General features: G+C 64.4%; 11 protein-coding genes. 4 read left to right on the top strand and 7 right to left on the bottom strand.

Annotation, left to right across the window (positions count from 1 at the left end):
- Positions 1–6 precede the first annotated feature (6 nt).
- On the bottom strand, positions 7–246 hold the full coding sequence (locus tag DWV00_RS10475) for a hypothetical protein (RefSeq protein WP_245964817.1): 240 nt from the start codon (positions 244–246) through the stop codon (positions 7–9).
- Positions 247–499: 253 nt separating this feature from the next.
- Here DWV00_RS10475 and DWV00_RS10470 point away from each other — a divergent pair, with 253 nt between their 5' ends.
- Positions 500–2953, top strand: a complete 2454-nt coding sequence (locus tag DWV00_RS10470; RefSeq protein WP_115533509.1) for a glycogen/starch/alpha-glucan phosphorylase — start codon at positions 500–502, stop codon at positions 2951–2953.
- Here the strand turns inward: DWV00_RS10470 and DWV00_RS10465 are convergent.
- The 6 genes from DWV00_RS10465 to gabT form a co-directional block, all read right to left on the bottom strand.
- Positions 2931–3323, bottom strand: a complete 393-nt coding sequence (locus DWV00_RS10465) for a DUF6232 family protein (protein WP_115533508.1) — start codon at positions 3321–3323, stop codon at positions 2931–2933. The genes DWV00_RS10470 and DWV00_RS10465 overlap by 23 nt on opposite strands.
- 193 nt (positions 3324–3516) lie before the next feature.
- The gene (locus DWV00_RS10460; RefSeq protein WP_115533876.1) at positions 3517–3771 is read right to left on the bottom strand and encodes a DUF2866 domain-containing protein; all 255 of its coding nucleotides are present in this window, start codon (positions 3769–3771) and stop codon (positions 3517–3519) included.
- A 283-nt stretch (positions 3772–4054) separates the two neighbouring features.
- On the bottom strand, positions 4055–5170 hold the full coding sequence (locus DWV00_RS10455; protein ID WP_115533507.1) for a succinylglutamate desuccinylase/aspartoacylase family protein: 1116 nt from the start codon (positions 5168–5170) through the stop codon (positions 4055–4057).
- 204 nt (positions 5171–5374) lie between these two features.
- Entirely contained in the window at positions 5375–6145 is a 771-nt protein-coding gene (locus tag DWV00_RS10450) for an ABC transporter substrate-binding protein (RefSeq protein WP_115533506.1), read from the bottom strand.
- 342 nt (positions 6146–6487) lie between these two features.
- On the bottom strand, positions 6488–7957 hold the full coding sequence (locus tag DWV00_RS10445; RefSeq protein WP_115533505.1) for an NAD-dependent succinate-semialdehyde dehydrogenase: 1470 nt from the start codon (positions 7955–7957) through the stop codon (positions 6488–6490).
- An 81-nt stretch (positions 7958–8038) separates the two neighbouring features.
- Complete coding sequence (gabT, locus tag DWV00_RS10440; RefSeq protein WP_115533504.1) at positions 8039–9322, bottom strand: 4-aminobutyrate--2-oxoglutarate transaminase; 1284 nt, start codon at positions 9320–9322, stop codon at positions 8039–8041.
- A gap of 278 nt (positions 9323–9600) precedes the next feature.
- On the opposite strand from gabT, the gene DWV00_RS10435 reads away from it, so the two are divergent.
- The 3 genes from DWV00_RS10435 (at position 9601) to DWV00_RS10425 (ending at position 16356) form a co-directional block, all read left to right on the top strand.
- Positions 9601–10641: a M14 family zinc carboxypeptidase gene (locus DWV00_RS10435; RefSeq protein ID WP_115533503.1), complete on the top strand. Its 1041-nt coding sequence runs from the start codon at positions 9601–9603 to the stop codon at positions 10639–10641.
- Positions 10638–11432: an alpha/beta fold hydrolase gene (locus tag DWV00_RS10430; RefSeq protein WP_115533502.1), complete on the top strand. Its 795-nt coding sequence runs from the start codon at positions 10638–10640 to the stop codon at positions 11430–11432. Before DWV00_RS10435 ends, DWV00_RS10430 begins: the two co-directional genes overlap by 4 nt.
- A 64-nt stretch (positions 11433–11496) precedes the next feature.
- Positions 11497–16356 carry an NAD-glutamate dehydrogenase gene (locus DWV00_RS10425; RefSeq protein ID WP_115533501.1) on the top strand — a complete coding sequence of 1620 codons (4860 nt, stop codon included), beginning with the start codon at positions 11497–11499 and terminating at the stop codon, positions 16354–16356.
- The last annotated feature ends 2 nt before the right edge of the window (positions 16357–16358 follow it).

The following is a 16358-nucleotide window of genomic DNA, read 5'->3' as shown; positions in this document are numbered from 1 at the left end:
GGGCACCTAGGACATCGACGTCAGCAGGATCGACAGCCGCTTCACATGAGTACGGAACGCCTCGAGCGTGTCGCGTTCGCCCGACACGCTCGGCTGCGGCTGCGTCGCGAGTTCCGCGTGCGCTTTCAATTCGTCGGCGATTCTGCCTCGCATGTCGGGCGGTAGCGCGCGGATAACCGAGAGCGTCAGCAGTTCTTGCGCGTGAAGCATGCCGATGACCGAATGGATGTTCGTTTGCGTTGTCATATCGACTCCGAGGGTCGCCGCCGGTCCTTTCATACTAGACCGGCGCTCGTCGGCACGCCAACGCCGCACGCGTGCGCGAGCACGGCGCACTCGCGCGGAGCAAGGCGCGTGCTGTTGTAGCGCGGTGCCCAGTGCTCGGAAACGCCGACTTCATGTCCGCTCGAAATGGCGTAATCTGAATAATCCCGCGGTAGGTGTCTTGGGGCCGCGCGTCAGCAAGGCACATGCCGCTGCTTGCCAGAGGAGGAACTCGATGACAGCCGTCGATCTGGAATTCGACCAGCTCAACAGTACCGTCGATGCGCTCAAGCGCTCCATCTCCAACCGGTTGATGTACGGCGTCGGGAAAGATGCCGTCACGGCTCGGCCGCAGGATTGGCTCAACGCCGCGGCGCTCGCCGTGCGCGACCGGCTCGTCGCCCGCTGGATGAAAACCACGCGCGAGCAGTACGAGCAAGACGCCAAGCGCGTCTACTACTTGTCGATGGAATTTCTCATCGGCCGCACGTTCACGAATGCTTTGCTCGCGCTGGGCATCTACGATCAGATGAAGGAAGCGCTGGCGCTTCTCGGCGTCGACATGGAGGCCGTGATCGACCTCGAGCACGACGCCGCGCTGGGCAACGGCGGCCTCGGCCGGCTGGCGGCTTGCTTCCTCGATTCGATGGCGACGCTCGCGATTCCCGGCTTCGGCTACGGCATTCGATACGACTACGGCATGTTCCGTCAGCAGATCGTTCAGGGAGAGCAGGTCGAGACGCCCGATTATTGGCTGCATGCGGGCAATCCGTGGGAGTTTCCGCGCCCCGAGGTGCAGTACATCGTTCACTTCGGCGGACGTACGATTGCGCGAGACGGACACGTCGAATGGGTCGAGACCGAGCACGTCAATGCGATGGCATTCGACACGGTGATTCCGGGGTTCGGCACGAGCGCGACGAACACGCTGCGTTTGTGGTCCGCGCGTGCGACGGAGGAGCTCGATCTGTCGGCGTTCAATCAGGGCGACTATCGCCGTGCCGTCGAAGCCAAGGAGCACTCCGAGAACGTGTCGAGACTGCTGTACCCCGACGACTCGACGCTCGCCGGCCGCGAGTTGCGGCTGCGTCAGGAGTACTTCTTCGTATCCGCGACGATGCAGGACCTCATTCGCCGCTATCAGCGCACGCACAGCACGTTCGGGCGTTTCACCGAGAAGGTCGCGATCCATCTGAACGACACGCACCCGGTGCTCGCGATCCCCGAACTCATGCGCTTGCTCGTCGACATCCACCATGTGCCTTGGGACCGCGCCTGGAAGATGGTGCATCAGGTGTTTTCGTACACGAATCACACGTTGATGCCCGAAGCGCTCGAGACCTGGGACGTCGACATGCTCGCGCGTTTGCTGCCGCGGCACCTCGAAATCATCTTCGAGATCAATGCCGATTTTCTGAAGAGCGCGAGCGAGCATTTCGGGCACGATATCGAGGTGATACGTCGTGTCTCTCTCGTCGACGAGTACGGTCAGCGGCGTGTACGCATGGCGCACCTCGCCATCGTCGCTAGCCAAAAGGTCAACGGTGTCTCGCAGCTCCATTCGCAATTGATGGAACGCGAATTCTTCAGCGAGTTCGCGCGTGTGTTCCCCGAACGATTCACGAACGTGACCAACGGCATCACGCCGCGGCGCTGGCTCTCGCAGGCGAATCAGCCGCTGTCGAAACTGATCGACAAGCACATCGGCAAGCGCTGGCGCACGGATTTGTTCGAGCTGTCGAAGCTGCGCTCGCTCAAGGACGATCCGGCCTTCACGTCCGAGTTTCGTACGGCGAAGCGGCGCAACAAGATTCGGCTCGCACAGCGCTTTCTACACGAGACCGGCTGTACGATTCATCCCGATGCGCTGTTCGATCTGCAAGTGAAGCGGATCCACGAGTACAAGCGGCAACTGCTGAACGTGCTGCACGTGATCGTCCGCTACAACCGCATTCGCGCCCGGCCGAACGACGATTGGGTGCCCCGCGTCGTCATCTTCGCGGGCAAGGCGGCGTCGGCCTACAAAATGGCGAAGACGATCATCAAGCTCATCGGCGACGTCAGCGAGAAGGTCAACCACGATCCGGTCGTGGGTGATCGTCTGAAGGTCGTGTTCGTGCCGAACTACGGCGTCAGCGTGGCCGAGCTCATGATCCCGGCCGCCGATTTGTCGGAGCAGATTTCGATGGCCGGCACCGAAGCGTCAGGCACCGGGAACATGAAGCTCGCGCTGAACGGCGCGTTGACGATCGGCACGATGGACGGCGCCAACATCGAAATATGCGATGCGGTAGGGCGGGAGAACATGTTCATCTTCGGGCTCACGGCCGACGGCGTTAGCGATTTACGCGCGTCGGGCTATCGGCCGCGCGAGATCTACGAGCGCGATCCGGAATTGCGGCTGGCACTCGACCAAATCCGCAGCGGCTATTTCTCCGACGGCGACCCGCATCGTTTTTCGGACATCTTCCACACGCTCGTGGATTGGGGCGACCACTACATGGTGCTGGCCGATTTCGCCGCGTTCGCGGCCGCGCAGAATCTTGTCGACGCGCGCTTTCGCGACCCGCGCGCGTGGACGGCGAGTGCGATCGAGAACGTGGCCGGGATGGGACGGTTTTCGTCGGACAGGACCATCGGCGAGTACGCGACGAAGATCTGGCGCGTCAAGCCGCTGTCGTTGGAGTGAGCGACGCGCGCGAGTTCTGGAGTGCTTGCTCGACGCGCTTCACGAACTCGAGATCGGGGCTGATCAATGCTTCGCGATCCCCGCCTTGCGTCCGCACCATGAGCCGGTGCTTGATGTCCTGGGTGGTCCACGCGAGGTAGCCGACGACGAGCAGCATCACGCCGATCGTCATCGCCGCGCCGGAGACCGAAATCCCGCCGCCGATGGCGACGGCTAGGCCGGACAGCGAAAGCGAGAGTGGCAGGATCCTGTTCTTTTGAATCGTCTCGACGCGTGCGTTTTGAATCTCGCGCAACGAAAAAATCTGGCCGCCCGCGCTCAGCCCGTTGCGCGTGATCATGACGCCACGCTCGTTGAAGGTGTTGTCCATCGAGAAACGTTGGAAAGGAAATAAAGAAATAACGGTGGTGATTCGCAAGCCTAGCAGAGATCGCGCCAATGCGTCATTGGGCGCGATGTCGCGGCATGACGGTCATGCTGCTCGGCACCTGAAGTGAGGGTAACCGACGGCGTGGTGCCGGGTTTGCGCTGCGTGGGTGCTTGGGTCCTTGGGTTCTTGGCGCTCAGCAGACTTCTTCGGCGTATACGCGCCCGGGAACGTGGGATGCAACGAGGCGCGCGATATCGGTATCGGTGTACTCGGCCGGGACGACGCAGCGGTACGAAGGGGAATCCTTATGCATGGTCCACTCGACCAGCCGGTAGGTACGCCCCCAAGGGCGCTGCACGGGCGTCGAGACGCGGCAGCTTTGGACCGGTAGCGCATGTTCGCGCTTGAGCATCGTGCGCAGATGCTTGAACACCGTATCTTCGATCATCGCCGTTTCCATTTACGGCACCGCACGCGCTGTGCGGCAGCCACGCGTAGGGGACAAAAAGACGCCGCCGATGCTCCGGCGGCTCAACAGGGGTGGTATGGGTGCATAGTCGCAGTCCAGAATTAAGCCAAACTTAAGAGGCGGAAAAAAGACGAACGCCCGCGTGGAGCGGGCGTGCGGGCGATGCGAAACGAGGGCGAACGAAGCGAAAGCGAGGCGCCCGGGTACTCAGGCGGCGACATACTGCAACGCGCAGGTACCGAGGCGCCCAGCTACCGATGCGTCAGGCGGACAATAACGAGCCGCCGCGCAGGGGCGTCGCGCCGGCGATGCGCGCCACTTCCATGCCGGCCGTGGCGAAGCGGGTGCGATGTCTCGCATATAGGACGCCGGCCGTGCCTGCCCTGACCGTTTCGACGCGATCGGTCAGCGGATCGACGATGTCGGCGATTTCCTGGCCTTTCTCGATCCAAATGCCGGCCGGTGTCCGGAACACGAGCACGCCGGAGATCGGGGCGACGAGCGGTTCGGTGCCGGCGAGCGGCGTGGCGGGGAACGCGAGCGGCGGCATGTGAGCCGGCGTACCCTCGATCAGCCCGCGCTGCGTCAAGTATTCGACGATCGCTTGCGAGTCGTGCTCGGCGTGCGCATACGACACGTCGGCTTGGCCGCGCAGTTCGACCGTCACCGAAATCGAGCCGTTGGGAATCGGGAAGCGGCTGCCGAAACGCGCGCGCAACTCCGACCAGCAGAAGCTGTGAATTTCGTCGAACGGATTGCCGATCGAATTGAGCGCGAGCAGCGAGGCCTTCGCGTCGAGGTAGCGCGCGAGCGGTTCGACGTCGGCCCACAGCTCGGGGTTCGTGTACACGTGCATCGCGCCTTCGAAATCGCAATGCAGATCGAGCACGATGTCGGCGTCGTACGAAAGCCGCTGCAGCGCGAGGCGTTGCGATTCGAGTTCCGTGCGCGGCGTTTGCGCATCGAGCGCTTCGCGCATCGACTCTCGCACCGCGCGCAAGTTCTCCTTGGCATCGCCCGTCAAACGGCTCTCGATGCGTGGTATCACGAGCGCGGCGAGGTCGTAGAAGTTGCGGTTGAAGTTCGTCGCCGTGTTCGCTTCGAAGCGGCCGATCATTTGGCCGAGCACGTGCTGATTAAGCCCGATCGGATTCGGGACCGGCACGACGACAATTTCGCCGCGCAGCTTGCCGGCGGCTTCGAGGGCGCCCAGCTTGCGGCGCAATTCCCAAGCGGCGAGCATGCCCGGCAGTTCGTCCGCGTGCAGCGACGATTGCACGTAGACCTTTTGCCCGCCTGCGGGGCCGTAATGGAAGCTCGTCAACGTGCGCTCGGTGCCGAGCGAAGGCGAAATCAGCGGATGGATCTTCTTTTGCATGGCGATTCACGGCGCCGTTCCCGCGCGCCGCGCAACGAGTCGATGGTGTTCGATTGTACGTCGGCGCGAGCGCGGCGTTCCATGCGGGAGGCGACGCGCAAAATAAAAAAGGCTCCGCTGCGAACGCGGAGCCTTTTAGCCGGCTGAAGCTTCACGACAGGGCTGCGGTGCGCCCGTAGCGGACGGTCAGCCCGGCGTGGGCTTTCAGCTCTTCGGCGCGACGTCGAAGTCGAAGTACTTCTTCTCGAGCTTCTGGTACGTGCCGTCCTTCATCATGCCGTCGATGGCCTTGTCGACATCGGCCTTCAGATCCGTATCTTCCTTGCGCATTCCCATGGCGGCGGAACCGCTCGCGATCGAATCGCCGACTTGCTGGAATTGCGCGCCGCGCGGCTGCTTCAGGAAGCCGATGTCAGCCTGTACCTTGTCTTGCAGCGCTGCGTCGAGACGGCCCGAGATCAAGTCTTGATAGACCTGGTCTTGGTTCTGATAGGGGACGACCTTGACGCCGGCCTTTTCCCAGTTGTCCTTCGCATACGTTTCCTGGATCGTGCCTTGCTCGACGCCGACCGACTTGCCCTTCAGCGAATCGGCCGTGGGCAGCAGGCCGGAACCCTTCTTCGCGACAAGCGCAGTCGGCGTGTCGAAGAGCGGCTTGGAGAAGGCGATCGCCTTTTCGCGCTCAGGCGTGATCGTCATCGACGACAGCACGCCGTCGAACTTCTTGGCCTTCAAACCGGGGATCATGCCGTCGAAGTCGTTTTCGACCCACACGCATTTGGCATGCATGCGTTTGCAGATCTCGTTCCCGAGGTCGATATCGAAGCCGACGAGCTTGCCGTCCGCGGCTTTCGATTCGAAGGGGGCGTAGCTCGCGTCGACACCGATACGAATTTGCTTCCAGTCTTTCGCTTGCGCGACGCCTGCCGATGCGGCGAGCGTGGCGATGGTCACGGCGGCTAACAATTTTTTCACGTTGACTCCTCGAGTGGTCGATCGTCCCCGATCCGGCATCGGCCGAATCGGGGTGCCGCTGCTCGTGGCAGGCGGCCGGTGGTTTCCCGGGCTGCCGTAGGCCGGCAGCGCGGCGCACAGCATACCGCGACAAAATAGTGGCGCCGCTAATGAAACACCGGATGACGACGAAACGCAACATCTTGAAAGGCCCGCAACGCCCGCCCGGTCAGGGGTTTGACATTGCGTCGCCCATCAAAGAATCAATCCTCGAAAGTCCATGACGCAATTGCGATATTTGCTAAATTGGAAATAATCCGCCGATGTCGAATCGAGATTCGACTTAATTCGACCCAATCCGACTCAAATGCCCATGCACAAATACTTGACGACGACGTATTCGTCGATCCCGTAGTGCGATCCCTCACGGCCGAGGCCAGATTGTTTGACACCGCCAAACGGCGCGACTTCGTTCGAGATCAGGCCTGTATTTATACCGACCATTCCGTATTCCAGCGCTTCGGCCACGCGCCAAACGCGGCCGATGTCGCGGCTGTAGAAGTACGCGGCGAGGCCGAATTCGGTGTCGTTCGCCATGCGCACCACTTCATCGTCGCTCCCGAACTTGAACAGCGGCGCCACCGGGCCGAACGTTTCCTCCTTCGCAACCATCATCGATGACGTGACGCCGGTCAGGATGGTCGGCTCGAAGAAGTGGTGGCCGAGCGCATGGCGCTTGCCGCCGGTCACGACTTGCGCGCCCTTGGAAAGCGCATCGGCAATGTGCGCTTCTACCTTCAGCAAGGCCGCTTCGTTGATGAGCGGGCCCAGGGTCACGCCGGGTTCGGTGCCGCGGCCGACCTTCAGTTGCTGAGCGACGGCGGCCCGCAGCTTTTCGGCGAATGCGTCGTAGACTTTCTCGTGCACATAGATGCGGTTCGCGCAGACGCAGGTTTGGCCGCTGTTGCGGTACTTCGATGCGATCGCGCCGACGACGGCCGCATCGAGGTCGGCGTCGTCGAAGACGATGAACGGCGCATTGCCGCCGAGTTCGAGCGAGAGCTTCTTGATCGTCGGCGCGCTCTGTGACATCAGCAGCCGGCCGACCCCTGTCGACCCCGTGAACGAGAGCTTGCGCACCAGCGCGTTGCTCGTCATCTCGGCGCCGATCGCCTTCGGATCGCCCGTCACGACGCTAAAGATGCCGGCCGGCACGCCCGCGCGCTCGGCCAGCAGCGCCAGCGCCAATGCCGACAGCGGCGTGGCCTCGGCCGGCTTGACGACCATCGGGCAGCCGGCTGCCAGTGCCGGGCCGGCCTTGCGCGTGATCATCGCGGCCGGGAAATTCCACGGGGTGATGGCGGCGCAGACGCCGATCGGCTCCTTGACCACGACGAGCCGCCTGTCGGCCGCCGGGCTCGGAATCGTGTCGCCGTAGACGCGCTTGCCTTCCTCGCCGAACCATTCGAGGAACGAGGCCGCGTACTGGATCTCGCCCTTGGCTTCGGCGAGCGGCTTGCCTTGTTCGGCCGTCATGATGGCGGCGAGATCGTCGGCGTTGGCCAGCATCAGCTCGTACCATTTGCGCAAGATGGCCCCGCGCGCCTTGGCTGTTTGCGCGCGCCAGGCGCCCCAGGCCGCGTTCGCCGCCTCGATGGCGCGGCGCGTCTCGGCGGCGCCCATCTGCGGCACTTGCGCGAGCGCGCCGCCCGTGGCTGGATTGCGCACTTCGAACGTGGCGCCGCTATCGGCGTCTTGCCAGTTTCCCGCGATAAATGCCTTCGTCTGCAGCAGCGACGGGTCCTTCAGATCGATCGATTCCAGGTTTTGCATGTCGACTCCAACGGCTTGAAACGGGAGAGCGTAGAGACGCTTTAAAAGGACAGCATAGGGAAGCCAGCTTACGAAATTCGCTTATGCCAACGCGCCGACGCTTTCCTTCAACACTTCTTCGAGCACCCCGAGCGCTTCGTCGAACACCGCCGTTTCGATGGTGAGAGGAAACAGGAAGCGAATGACGTTGCCGTAGGTGCCGCAGGCGAGCAGCAGTAGGCCGCGTTCGAGCGCGCGCCCCTGCACGCGTTTGACGAAGGCTGCATCGGGTTTGTGCGTGCCCGCTTCGAGAAACTCAGCCGCGACCATCGCCCCAGGACCGCGGATGTCGGCCAGTTGCGGGATGGCGCCGCGCAACGCTTCGAGACGCGCCTTGAGTGTGTCCCCTAGCTGCACCGCCCGCTCGCAAAGACGCTCTTCGTCAATGACGTCGAGCACCGCAAGCGCCGAGGCCAGCGCGAGCGGGTTGCCCGCATAGGTGCCGCCGAGCCCGCCCGGCGCGGCCGCATCCATCAGATCGGCCCGGCCCACGACGCCCGACAGCGGCATGCCGCCGGCCAGGCTCTTCGCCATCGTGATCAGATCGGCCGTGACGTCGTAGTGCTCCATCGCAAAAAGCTTGCCGGTGCGGGCGAAGCCGGTCTGAACTTCGTCGGCGATCAGGACGATGCCGTGTTCGTCGCAGATGCGGCGCAGGCCGCGCACGAACTCGGGAGGGGCAGCGTTGAAACCGCCTTCGCCTTGCACCGGCTCGAAGATGATCGCGGCCACGCGGGCCGGCTCGATGTCCGCCTTCAGCAGCGTTTCGACGGCATGCAGCGAATCGGCCGCCGTGACGCCGTGAACGCGGTTCGGAAACGGCGCGTGATAGACGTCGGACGGGAACGGGCCGAAGCCGGCCTTGTACGGCGCCACTTTGCCCGTGAGCGCCATGCCCATCAGCGTGCGCCCGTGGAAGCCGCCGGCGAAGGCGATGACACCCGGGCGGCCCGTTGCGGCGCGCGCGATCTTGACGGCGTTTTCGACGGCCTCGGCGCCCGTGGTGAAGAAGGCTGTCTTCTTCGGATGCGCGCCGGGCGCGCGGGCGTTGATCTTCTCGGCCAGTTCGACGTAGGAAGCGTACGGCACGACCTGGTAGGCCGTGTGCGTGAAGCGCTCCAACTGATCGCGAATCGCGGCGACGATGCGCGGATGACGATGGCCCGTGTTCAAGACGGCGATGCCGGCGGCGAAATCGATGAAGCGTCGGCCCTCGACGTCCCATAGCTCCGCGTTCTCTGCGCGCGCCGCGTAGAAGTCGCACATCACGCCGACGCCGCGCGGCGTGGCGGCGTTCTTGCGGGCTTGAAGATCGGAATTGTTCACGCTGTTCTCCTGAGTCTTGCCGGATCGACGATGGCTGGGCCGGCGCGCTTTTACTGCCGACCCCATACGGCGACTATAGCCAGCTTTGGCTCTTAACTTCAGAGCCATTTAAGGCAATATGATGGAGCCACTCTCAATCTAAAGGGGACGGTGCCGCGTCGGCGGCGGAGGAGAAAAACGTGCGAAAGACGCTCTGAAAGCCGCGCAAAACGGCCTATATTGAGTAGATTGTCCGCCGCGGCGGTTCTCCCTCCTTCGATCTCCCCCGGTTGTAAGCGATGACCGCCGTTCTTCCCTCGTTGCCCGAGACTACGTTCGCCGAATACGAAGAGCTGAAAGCGATTCTCGATGCGGGCAGCCGACAGATGGTGGCCAGCGTCGCCTGCGAGGTCACAACCCTCGGACGCACTTTCCCGATCTACGTCGCCACGCTCGGCTCGCTCGATCCGCAAGCGCCCGCCATCGGTTTCTTCGCGGGCATCCATGGGCTCGAGCGGATCGGCACGCGGCTATTGCTCGATTACATGCGCTCGCTAGTGGCTCGCCTCGAATGGGACGAACTGCTGCAGGAGGAGCTGCGCTCGGTCCGGCTCGTGTTCATGCCGATCGTCAATCCCGGCGGCATGTGGGCCATGAGGCGCTCCAACCCCAACGGCGTCGACCTCATGCGCAATGCGCCGCAGAACGCGGAAGGCCGCGTGCCGTTCCTGGCCGGCGGCCAGCGGATCGGCTCGTGGCTCCCTTGGTATCGCGGAGCGAGCGGGGCACCGATGGAGGTCGAGGCGGCGACGCTGCTGCGTGTCGTGGAGCAGGAGTTGCTGACACGGCCGCTCAGCTTCGCGCTCGATTGTCATTCGGGCTACGGCTTTCGCGACAGCATATGGTTTCCTTACGCGAAGTCGACAAGGCACATCGGGCATTTGCCGGAGATGTTCCTGCTCAAGGCGATGTTCGAGCAAGCGCACCCGCATCACGGCTATGTGTTCGAGCCGCAGAGCATGCAGTACCTCGCGCACGGCGATCTGTGGGACTACGCGTACGACAAGCGCGGCACATCGTCGATCTTCTTGCCGCTTACGCTCGAACTCGGCTCGTGGCTTTGGATCAAGAAGAATCCGCTGCAGATCTTGCGCAGGGAAGGGATGTTCAATCCCATCAAGGCCCATCGTACGGAACGTGTGCTGCGCCGGCATACGAACCTGCTCGACTTTCTCGCGCGCGCCGCCTATGCCTCGCAGCGCTGGCTCCCGAGCGGCACGGGACGCGAACGCTTGATGACGCGCGCGGTCGAGTATTGGTACCGGAGGCCGCGAGCATGAGCGCATGGATCTTGCTGCGCGGGCTGACGCGCGAGGCGAGACATTGGGCGCAGGTTCCGGAGCGGCTGCGAGCATGCGGCCTGGGCCGGGACGACGCGATCGTGTGTCCCGATCTGCCCGGCAGCGGGCAGCATGCAGGCGAGCGCGCGCCTGCATGCATCGCCGCGACGACGGACTTCGTGCGCGCGCGGCTCGCGCAGGGCGGGCATGCGCCGCCGTATCGCATCGTCGCGCTTTCGCTCGGGGCGATGGTGGCCGTCGATTGGGCGCAGCGTTTTCCGCTCGAGATCGAGCGGCTCGTGCTCATCAATACGAGCATGGGCCGCTTCAACGGATCGTTCGAGCGGCTGCGGCCTAGTGCGTGGCCGCTCGTTTCGCGCGCGGCGTGGCATTGGCGCGCGAGTACGAGGCGCGATGCGGAGCTTGCGATACACGCGTTGACGTGCCGCCGCGTGGACGAGCGCGAGGCCGATCTGGCGGCATGGACCGCCATCTACGACAGTGCGCCCCCGACCCGCGCGAATACGCTGCGGCAGCTCGCGGCCGCGGCGCGTTTTCGCGGTGCGCCGTCGGTGCCGCGCTGTCCCGTGCTCGTGCTCGTTTCGCGCGCCGACGCGCTCGTGCATCCCGCTTGCTCCGCAAAGCTGGCGGCTCGCTGGGGCGTCCCGCTGATCGAGCATCCTTGGGCGGGGCACGACTTGCCCCATGACGATCCCGCATGGCTGGCCGATACGATCACGGCGTGGGTGGGGAATGCCTTGGCTGTCCCGGCGCCGTCGACGAGCGCATAATCGCGCTCACGTAGCCGAGCCCCACTTTCACTGTCGAGCATCGTCACCCGCCTGCGGAGGCACCATGCTATCGAACAACGAAGAAGCCGTCGCTCACCTGCTTACGGATGTCGTCGAGTACGCGCGAGGGCGATGGTCGGAGACCGCCTTCGGCCCGATCGAATCGTTCCTGCGTTTTTACTTCGAACTCGCCGACGTGCAAGATTTGCAAAGCCGCAGCATCGCCGATCTCTACGGCGCGGCGATGGCGCATTGGCAAACCGCCCAGCGATTCGCATCGGGCGCCGCCGCGCTGCGTGTCTACAACCCCGTGCTCGACGAGCAGGGTTGGCACTCCGATCACACCGTCATCGAAATCGTCAACGACGACATGCCGTTCCTCGTCGATTCGGTGACGATGGAGGTGAACCGCTGCGGGCTCACGCTGCATTCGGGCATTCACCCGGTCTATCGCGTCTGGCGCGACGTGCAAGGCGCGATCGTGCGCATCGAGCCGGGCGGCGCGGCGAGCGAGGAGGACGACACGGCGCATCGCTCGCGTCTCGAGTCGTTCATCCACTTCGAGATCGACCGCTGCAGCGAGGCGGCGAAATTGGCCGAGCTGCGCGCCAACATCGCGCGCGTGCTCGGCGACGTGCGGGCCGCCGTGGAGGATTGGTCGAAGATGCAGGCCGTTGCCAGGGAGACGATCAAGGCACTGGCCGCGCGCGAATCCGGAGACGACGCGATCGAGGCGCGTGCGTTTCTCGAATGGATGGTGGCCGACCATTTCACGTTCCTGGGCTTGCGCGACTACGCGCTCGTGCCGTACGACGGCGGCTTCGCATTACGCGGCGTGGAAGGTACCGGAACGGGTATTTTGCGAGAGAGCTTGCGCAGAGCGGAGGCGCCCGATCTGACGCCGCTGCCGCGCGCGGCAGCGGAGATCATCGACGGACCGTCGCCGATCTTTCTCACGAAAGCCAATTCGCGAGCGACGGTGCATCGGCCCGGCTATCTGGACTACGTCGGCGTCAAACTGTTCGGCCCCGACGGCAAGCTCGTCGGCGAGCGCCGGATGCTCGGCTTGTACACATCGACGGCCTACACCGGTTCGATCAACGACATCCCCATCGTGCGGCGAAAATGCGCGAATCTCATGCGGCGCGTGGGCTTCCTTGCGAAAGGGCATTTGCACAAATCGCTGGTGACCGTCCTCGAGCAGTACCCGCGCGATGAGCTGTTTCAAACAAGCGAAGACGAGCTTTACGAGATCGGGCTCGGGATCCTGCGTCTGCAGGAGCACCAGCGCACGCGGGTGTTCGTGCGGCGCGACCGGTTCGAGCGATTCGTCTCGTGCCTCATCTTCGTCGCCCGCGAAAAGTACAACACCGACTTGCGCCGGCGCATAGCCAAGCTGCTGGCCGACGCGTTCAACGGCACGAGCGTGGAGTTCACTCCGCTACTCTCGGAATCGCCGCTCGCGCGCATTCACATCGTCGTGCGCACGAATAACGGCGCGCTGCCCGAGGTCGACACGCGCGAACTCGAAACGCGGCTCGTCCAAGCCACGCGCCGCTGGCAGGACGATCTCGCCGACGCATTGCTCGAACGCTTCGGCGAAGAAGAGGGCAATCGTCTGCTGCTGCGCTACGGCGATTCGTTTCCGGCCGGCTATCGCGAAGACTACGCGGCGCGTACGGCCGTGCGCGACATCGAACTCGTCGAAGCCGCCCACCGCGGCGAAACGCTTTCGATGAATCTGTACCGGCCGATCGAAGCGGCGCCGCGCGCGTTTCGATTCAAGGTCTATCGCACCGGGCAGTCGATCGCGCTGTCGCGCAGCTTGCCGATGCTGGAACACCTGGGCGTGCGCGTCGACGAAGAGCGTCCCTATCTGCTCGAGCCGGCCGGCTCGATGCCGGCTTGGGTGCACGACTTCGGCCTGGAATTGACGGACGACGTCGAGTTCGACATCGAGCGCGTCAAGGCGTTGTTCGAGGAAGCGTTCGCGCGCGTCTGGGCTGGGGAGGTCGAGAACGACGACTTCAACCGGCTCGTGCTGCGCGCCCAACTCGCGGCGCGTGAGGTGTCGATTCTGCGCGCCTATGCGAAGTATCTGCGGCAGGTGGGCTCGACGTTCAGCGACGCCTATATCGAACGCGCGGTGACGGGCAATCCGGCGCTCGCGCGCGGGCTCGTCGATCTCTTTCTGACGCGCTTCGATCCGGCGCTCGGGCCCGCGCGCGCCATGCGCACCGAGTCCTTGCTGCAAGGCATCGAGGCCGCGCTCGATCAGGTCCCGAACCTAGACGAAGACCGCATCTTGCGGCAGTTCCTCGGCGTCATCAATGCGACGATACGGACGAATTACTTTCGCCGCGGCGCGGACGGCGAGCCGCTGCCTTACGTCTCGTTCAAGCTCGATCCGTCGCGCGTGCCGGGGCTGCCCGAGCCCAAACCGATGTTCGAGATCTGGGTGTATTCGCCGCGCGTCGAAGGCGTGCATCTGCGGGGCGGGCGCGTCGCGCGCGGCGGCTTGCGCTGGTCGGATCGCCGCGAGGATTTTCGCACCGAGGTGCTCGGGCTCATGAAGGCGCAGATGGTCAAGAACACGGTCATCGTGCCGGTGGGCTCCAAGGGCGGCTTCGTGGTCAAGAATCCGCCCATCGGCGGCGATCGGGAAGCGGCGATGCGCGAAGGCATCGCCTGCTACCAGACGTTCCTGCGCGGCCTGCTCGACGTGACCGACAATCGCCTAGCGGGCGCGATCGTCGCGCCGCCCGACGTCGTGCGCCACGACAGCGACGATCCTTACCTCGTGGTCGCGGCGGACAAAGGCACGGCCACGTTCTCCGACTACGCGAATGCGATCGCGCACCAGTACGGATTTTGGCTCGACGATGCGTTCGCGTCGGGCGGTTCGGTCGGCTACGACCACAAGAAAATGGGCATCACGGCGCGCGGCGCCTGGGAATCGGTCAAGCGCCACTTCCGCCAGATGGGCGTCGATACACAGACGACCGACTTCACGGTCGTCGGAGTCGGCGATATGTCGGGCGACGTGTTCGGCAACGGCATGCTGCTTTCGCGCCACATCCGGCTCGTGGCCGCGTTCGATCACCGGCATGTCTTTCTCGACCCGAATCCCGATCCGGAGGCGAGCTTCATCGAGCGCGAGCGGCTGTTCGGGCTCGAGCGCTCGAGCTGGGCCGATTACGATCACACGAAGATCTCGGCCGGCGGCGGCATCTTTCCTCGAACGGCGAAGGCGATCCCGATCTCGCCCGCCGTGCAGGCCGTGCTCGGCATCACGGCGACGGCGCTGGCGCCGAACGAACTCATTCGCGCGATCCTGCTCGCGCCGGTCGATTTGCTCTACAACGGCGGCATCGGGACTTACGTGAAAGCCACGCGCGAAACGCACGCGCAGGCGGGCGACCGTGCGAGCGACGCCGTGCGCGTGAACGGCGCGCAATTGCGCGCGAAGGTGGTCGCCGAGGGCGGCAACCTGGGGCTGACGCAATTGGGCCGCATCGAGTATGCGCAGAAGGGCGGACGCATCAACACCGATGCGATCGACAATTCGGCCGGCGTCGATTGTTCGGATCACGAAGTCAACATCAAGATCCTGCTCGGACTCGTCGTGGCCGACGGCGAGATGACGGAAAAGCAGCGCAACGTGCTGCTGGCTGAGATGACCGACGAAGTCGGGCTGCTCGTGTTGCGCGACAACTATCAGCAGACGCAGGCGCTCGCCATCGGCGGACGCTATGCGAGCGAGCTGTTCGAAGCCGAAGTGCGGCTCATGCGTTCGCTCGAACGCATCGGCCGCTTGAACCGGACCATCGAGTTCTTGCCGAACGACGAGGAAATCGCCGAGCGGCAGGGGGCCAAGGCCGGGTTGACGTCGCCCGAACGCGCGGTGCTGCTGGCCTACAGCAAAATGTGGCTCTACGACGAGCTGCTCGATTCCGACCTGCCGGAAGACGCGCTCGTCGCCGACATGCTGCGCGAGTATTTTCCGAAGCCGTTGCAGACGCGCTTCGCCGATGCGGCCTCGCGGCATCCGTTGAAGCGCGAAATCTTGGCTACGCACGTGGCCAATGCGCTCGTCAATCGCGTGGGCTGCGCGTTCGTGCAGCGCCTGCAAGAGGAGACCGACGCCAAGGCCAGCGACATCGTGCGTGCCTGTATGATGGCGCGCGACGTGTTCGATATCGACGACGTCTGGCTCCGGATCGATGCGCTCGACAATCGCGTCGCCGACGACGTCCAGGCACGCATGTTCGTCGACGTGGCGCGGCTCATGGAGCGCGCGGCGCTCTGGTTCCTGCGACAATTGCAAACCGAGCAGAATACGCGCGACGGTTCGAGCGTCGCCGCGCTGATCGATCGCTGCCGTGAAGCGGCGTCGCGGCTGGCGCCGAGGTTGCCGGCGCTGCTGCCGAGCGCCGAACTCGAGGCGCTCGACGAGCGCCGCGGTACGCTCGAGCAGGCTGGCGTGGATACGGAGCTGGCGGGACGCGTCGCGAGCGGCGAAATCTCGGTGGCGGTGCTCGATGTCGCCGAAGTCGCCGCGAACGTCGCGCAGCCGATCGAGCTCGTGGCGGGCGTCTACTTCTCGCTCGGAACCATGCTCGACTACGGCTTCATCGCCGAGCGGGCGAATTCGTTGCCGACGCACACGCATTGGGACATGCTTGCGCGCGCCGCGGCGCTGGCCGAACTCGCCCGGCTCAAGCGCGCGCTGACGGTCAGCGCGCTCGCCCGCGCGCCCGAGCGCGCGACGGCCGAGGCGATCGGGGAGGCTTGGCGCGAACAGCGTGCACCCCAACTCGCGCGCTTCGCGCAACTGGTTGCCGAACAGCGCGCGTCGGGCGGTGCGAGCTTGTCGATGCTGCTCGTGCTCGTCCGTGAAATGACGGTATTGGAAAGGGGTTGATT

Source organism: Trinickia dinghuensis, from assembly GCF_003367175.1.
GTDB lineage: Bacteria > Pseudomonadota > Gammaproteobacteria > Burkholderiales > Burkholderiaceae > Trinickia > Trinickia dinghuensis.
The sequence above is the reverse complement of the archived record's forward strand: the minus strand, read 5'-3'. Positions and strand labels throughout refer to the sequence as shown.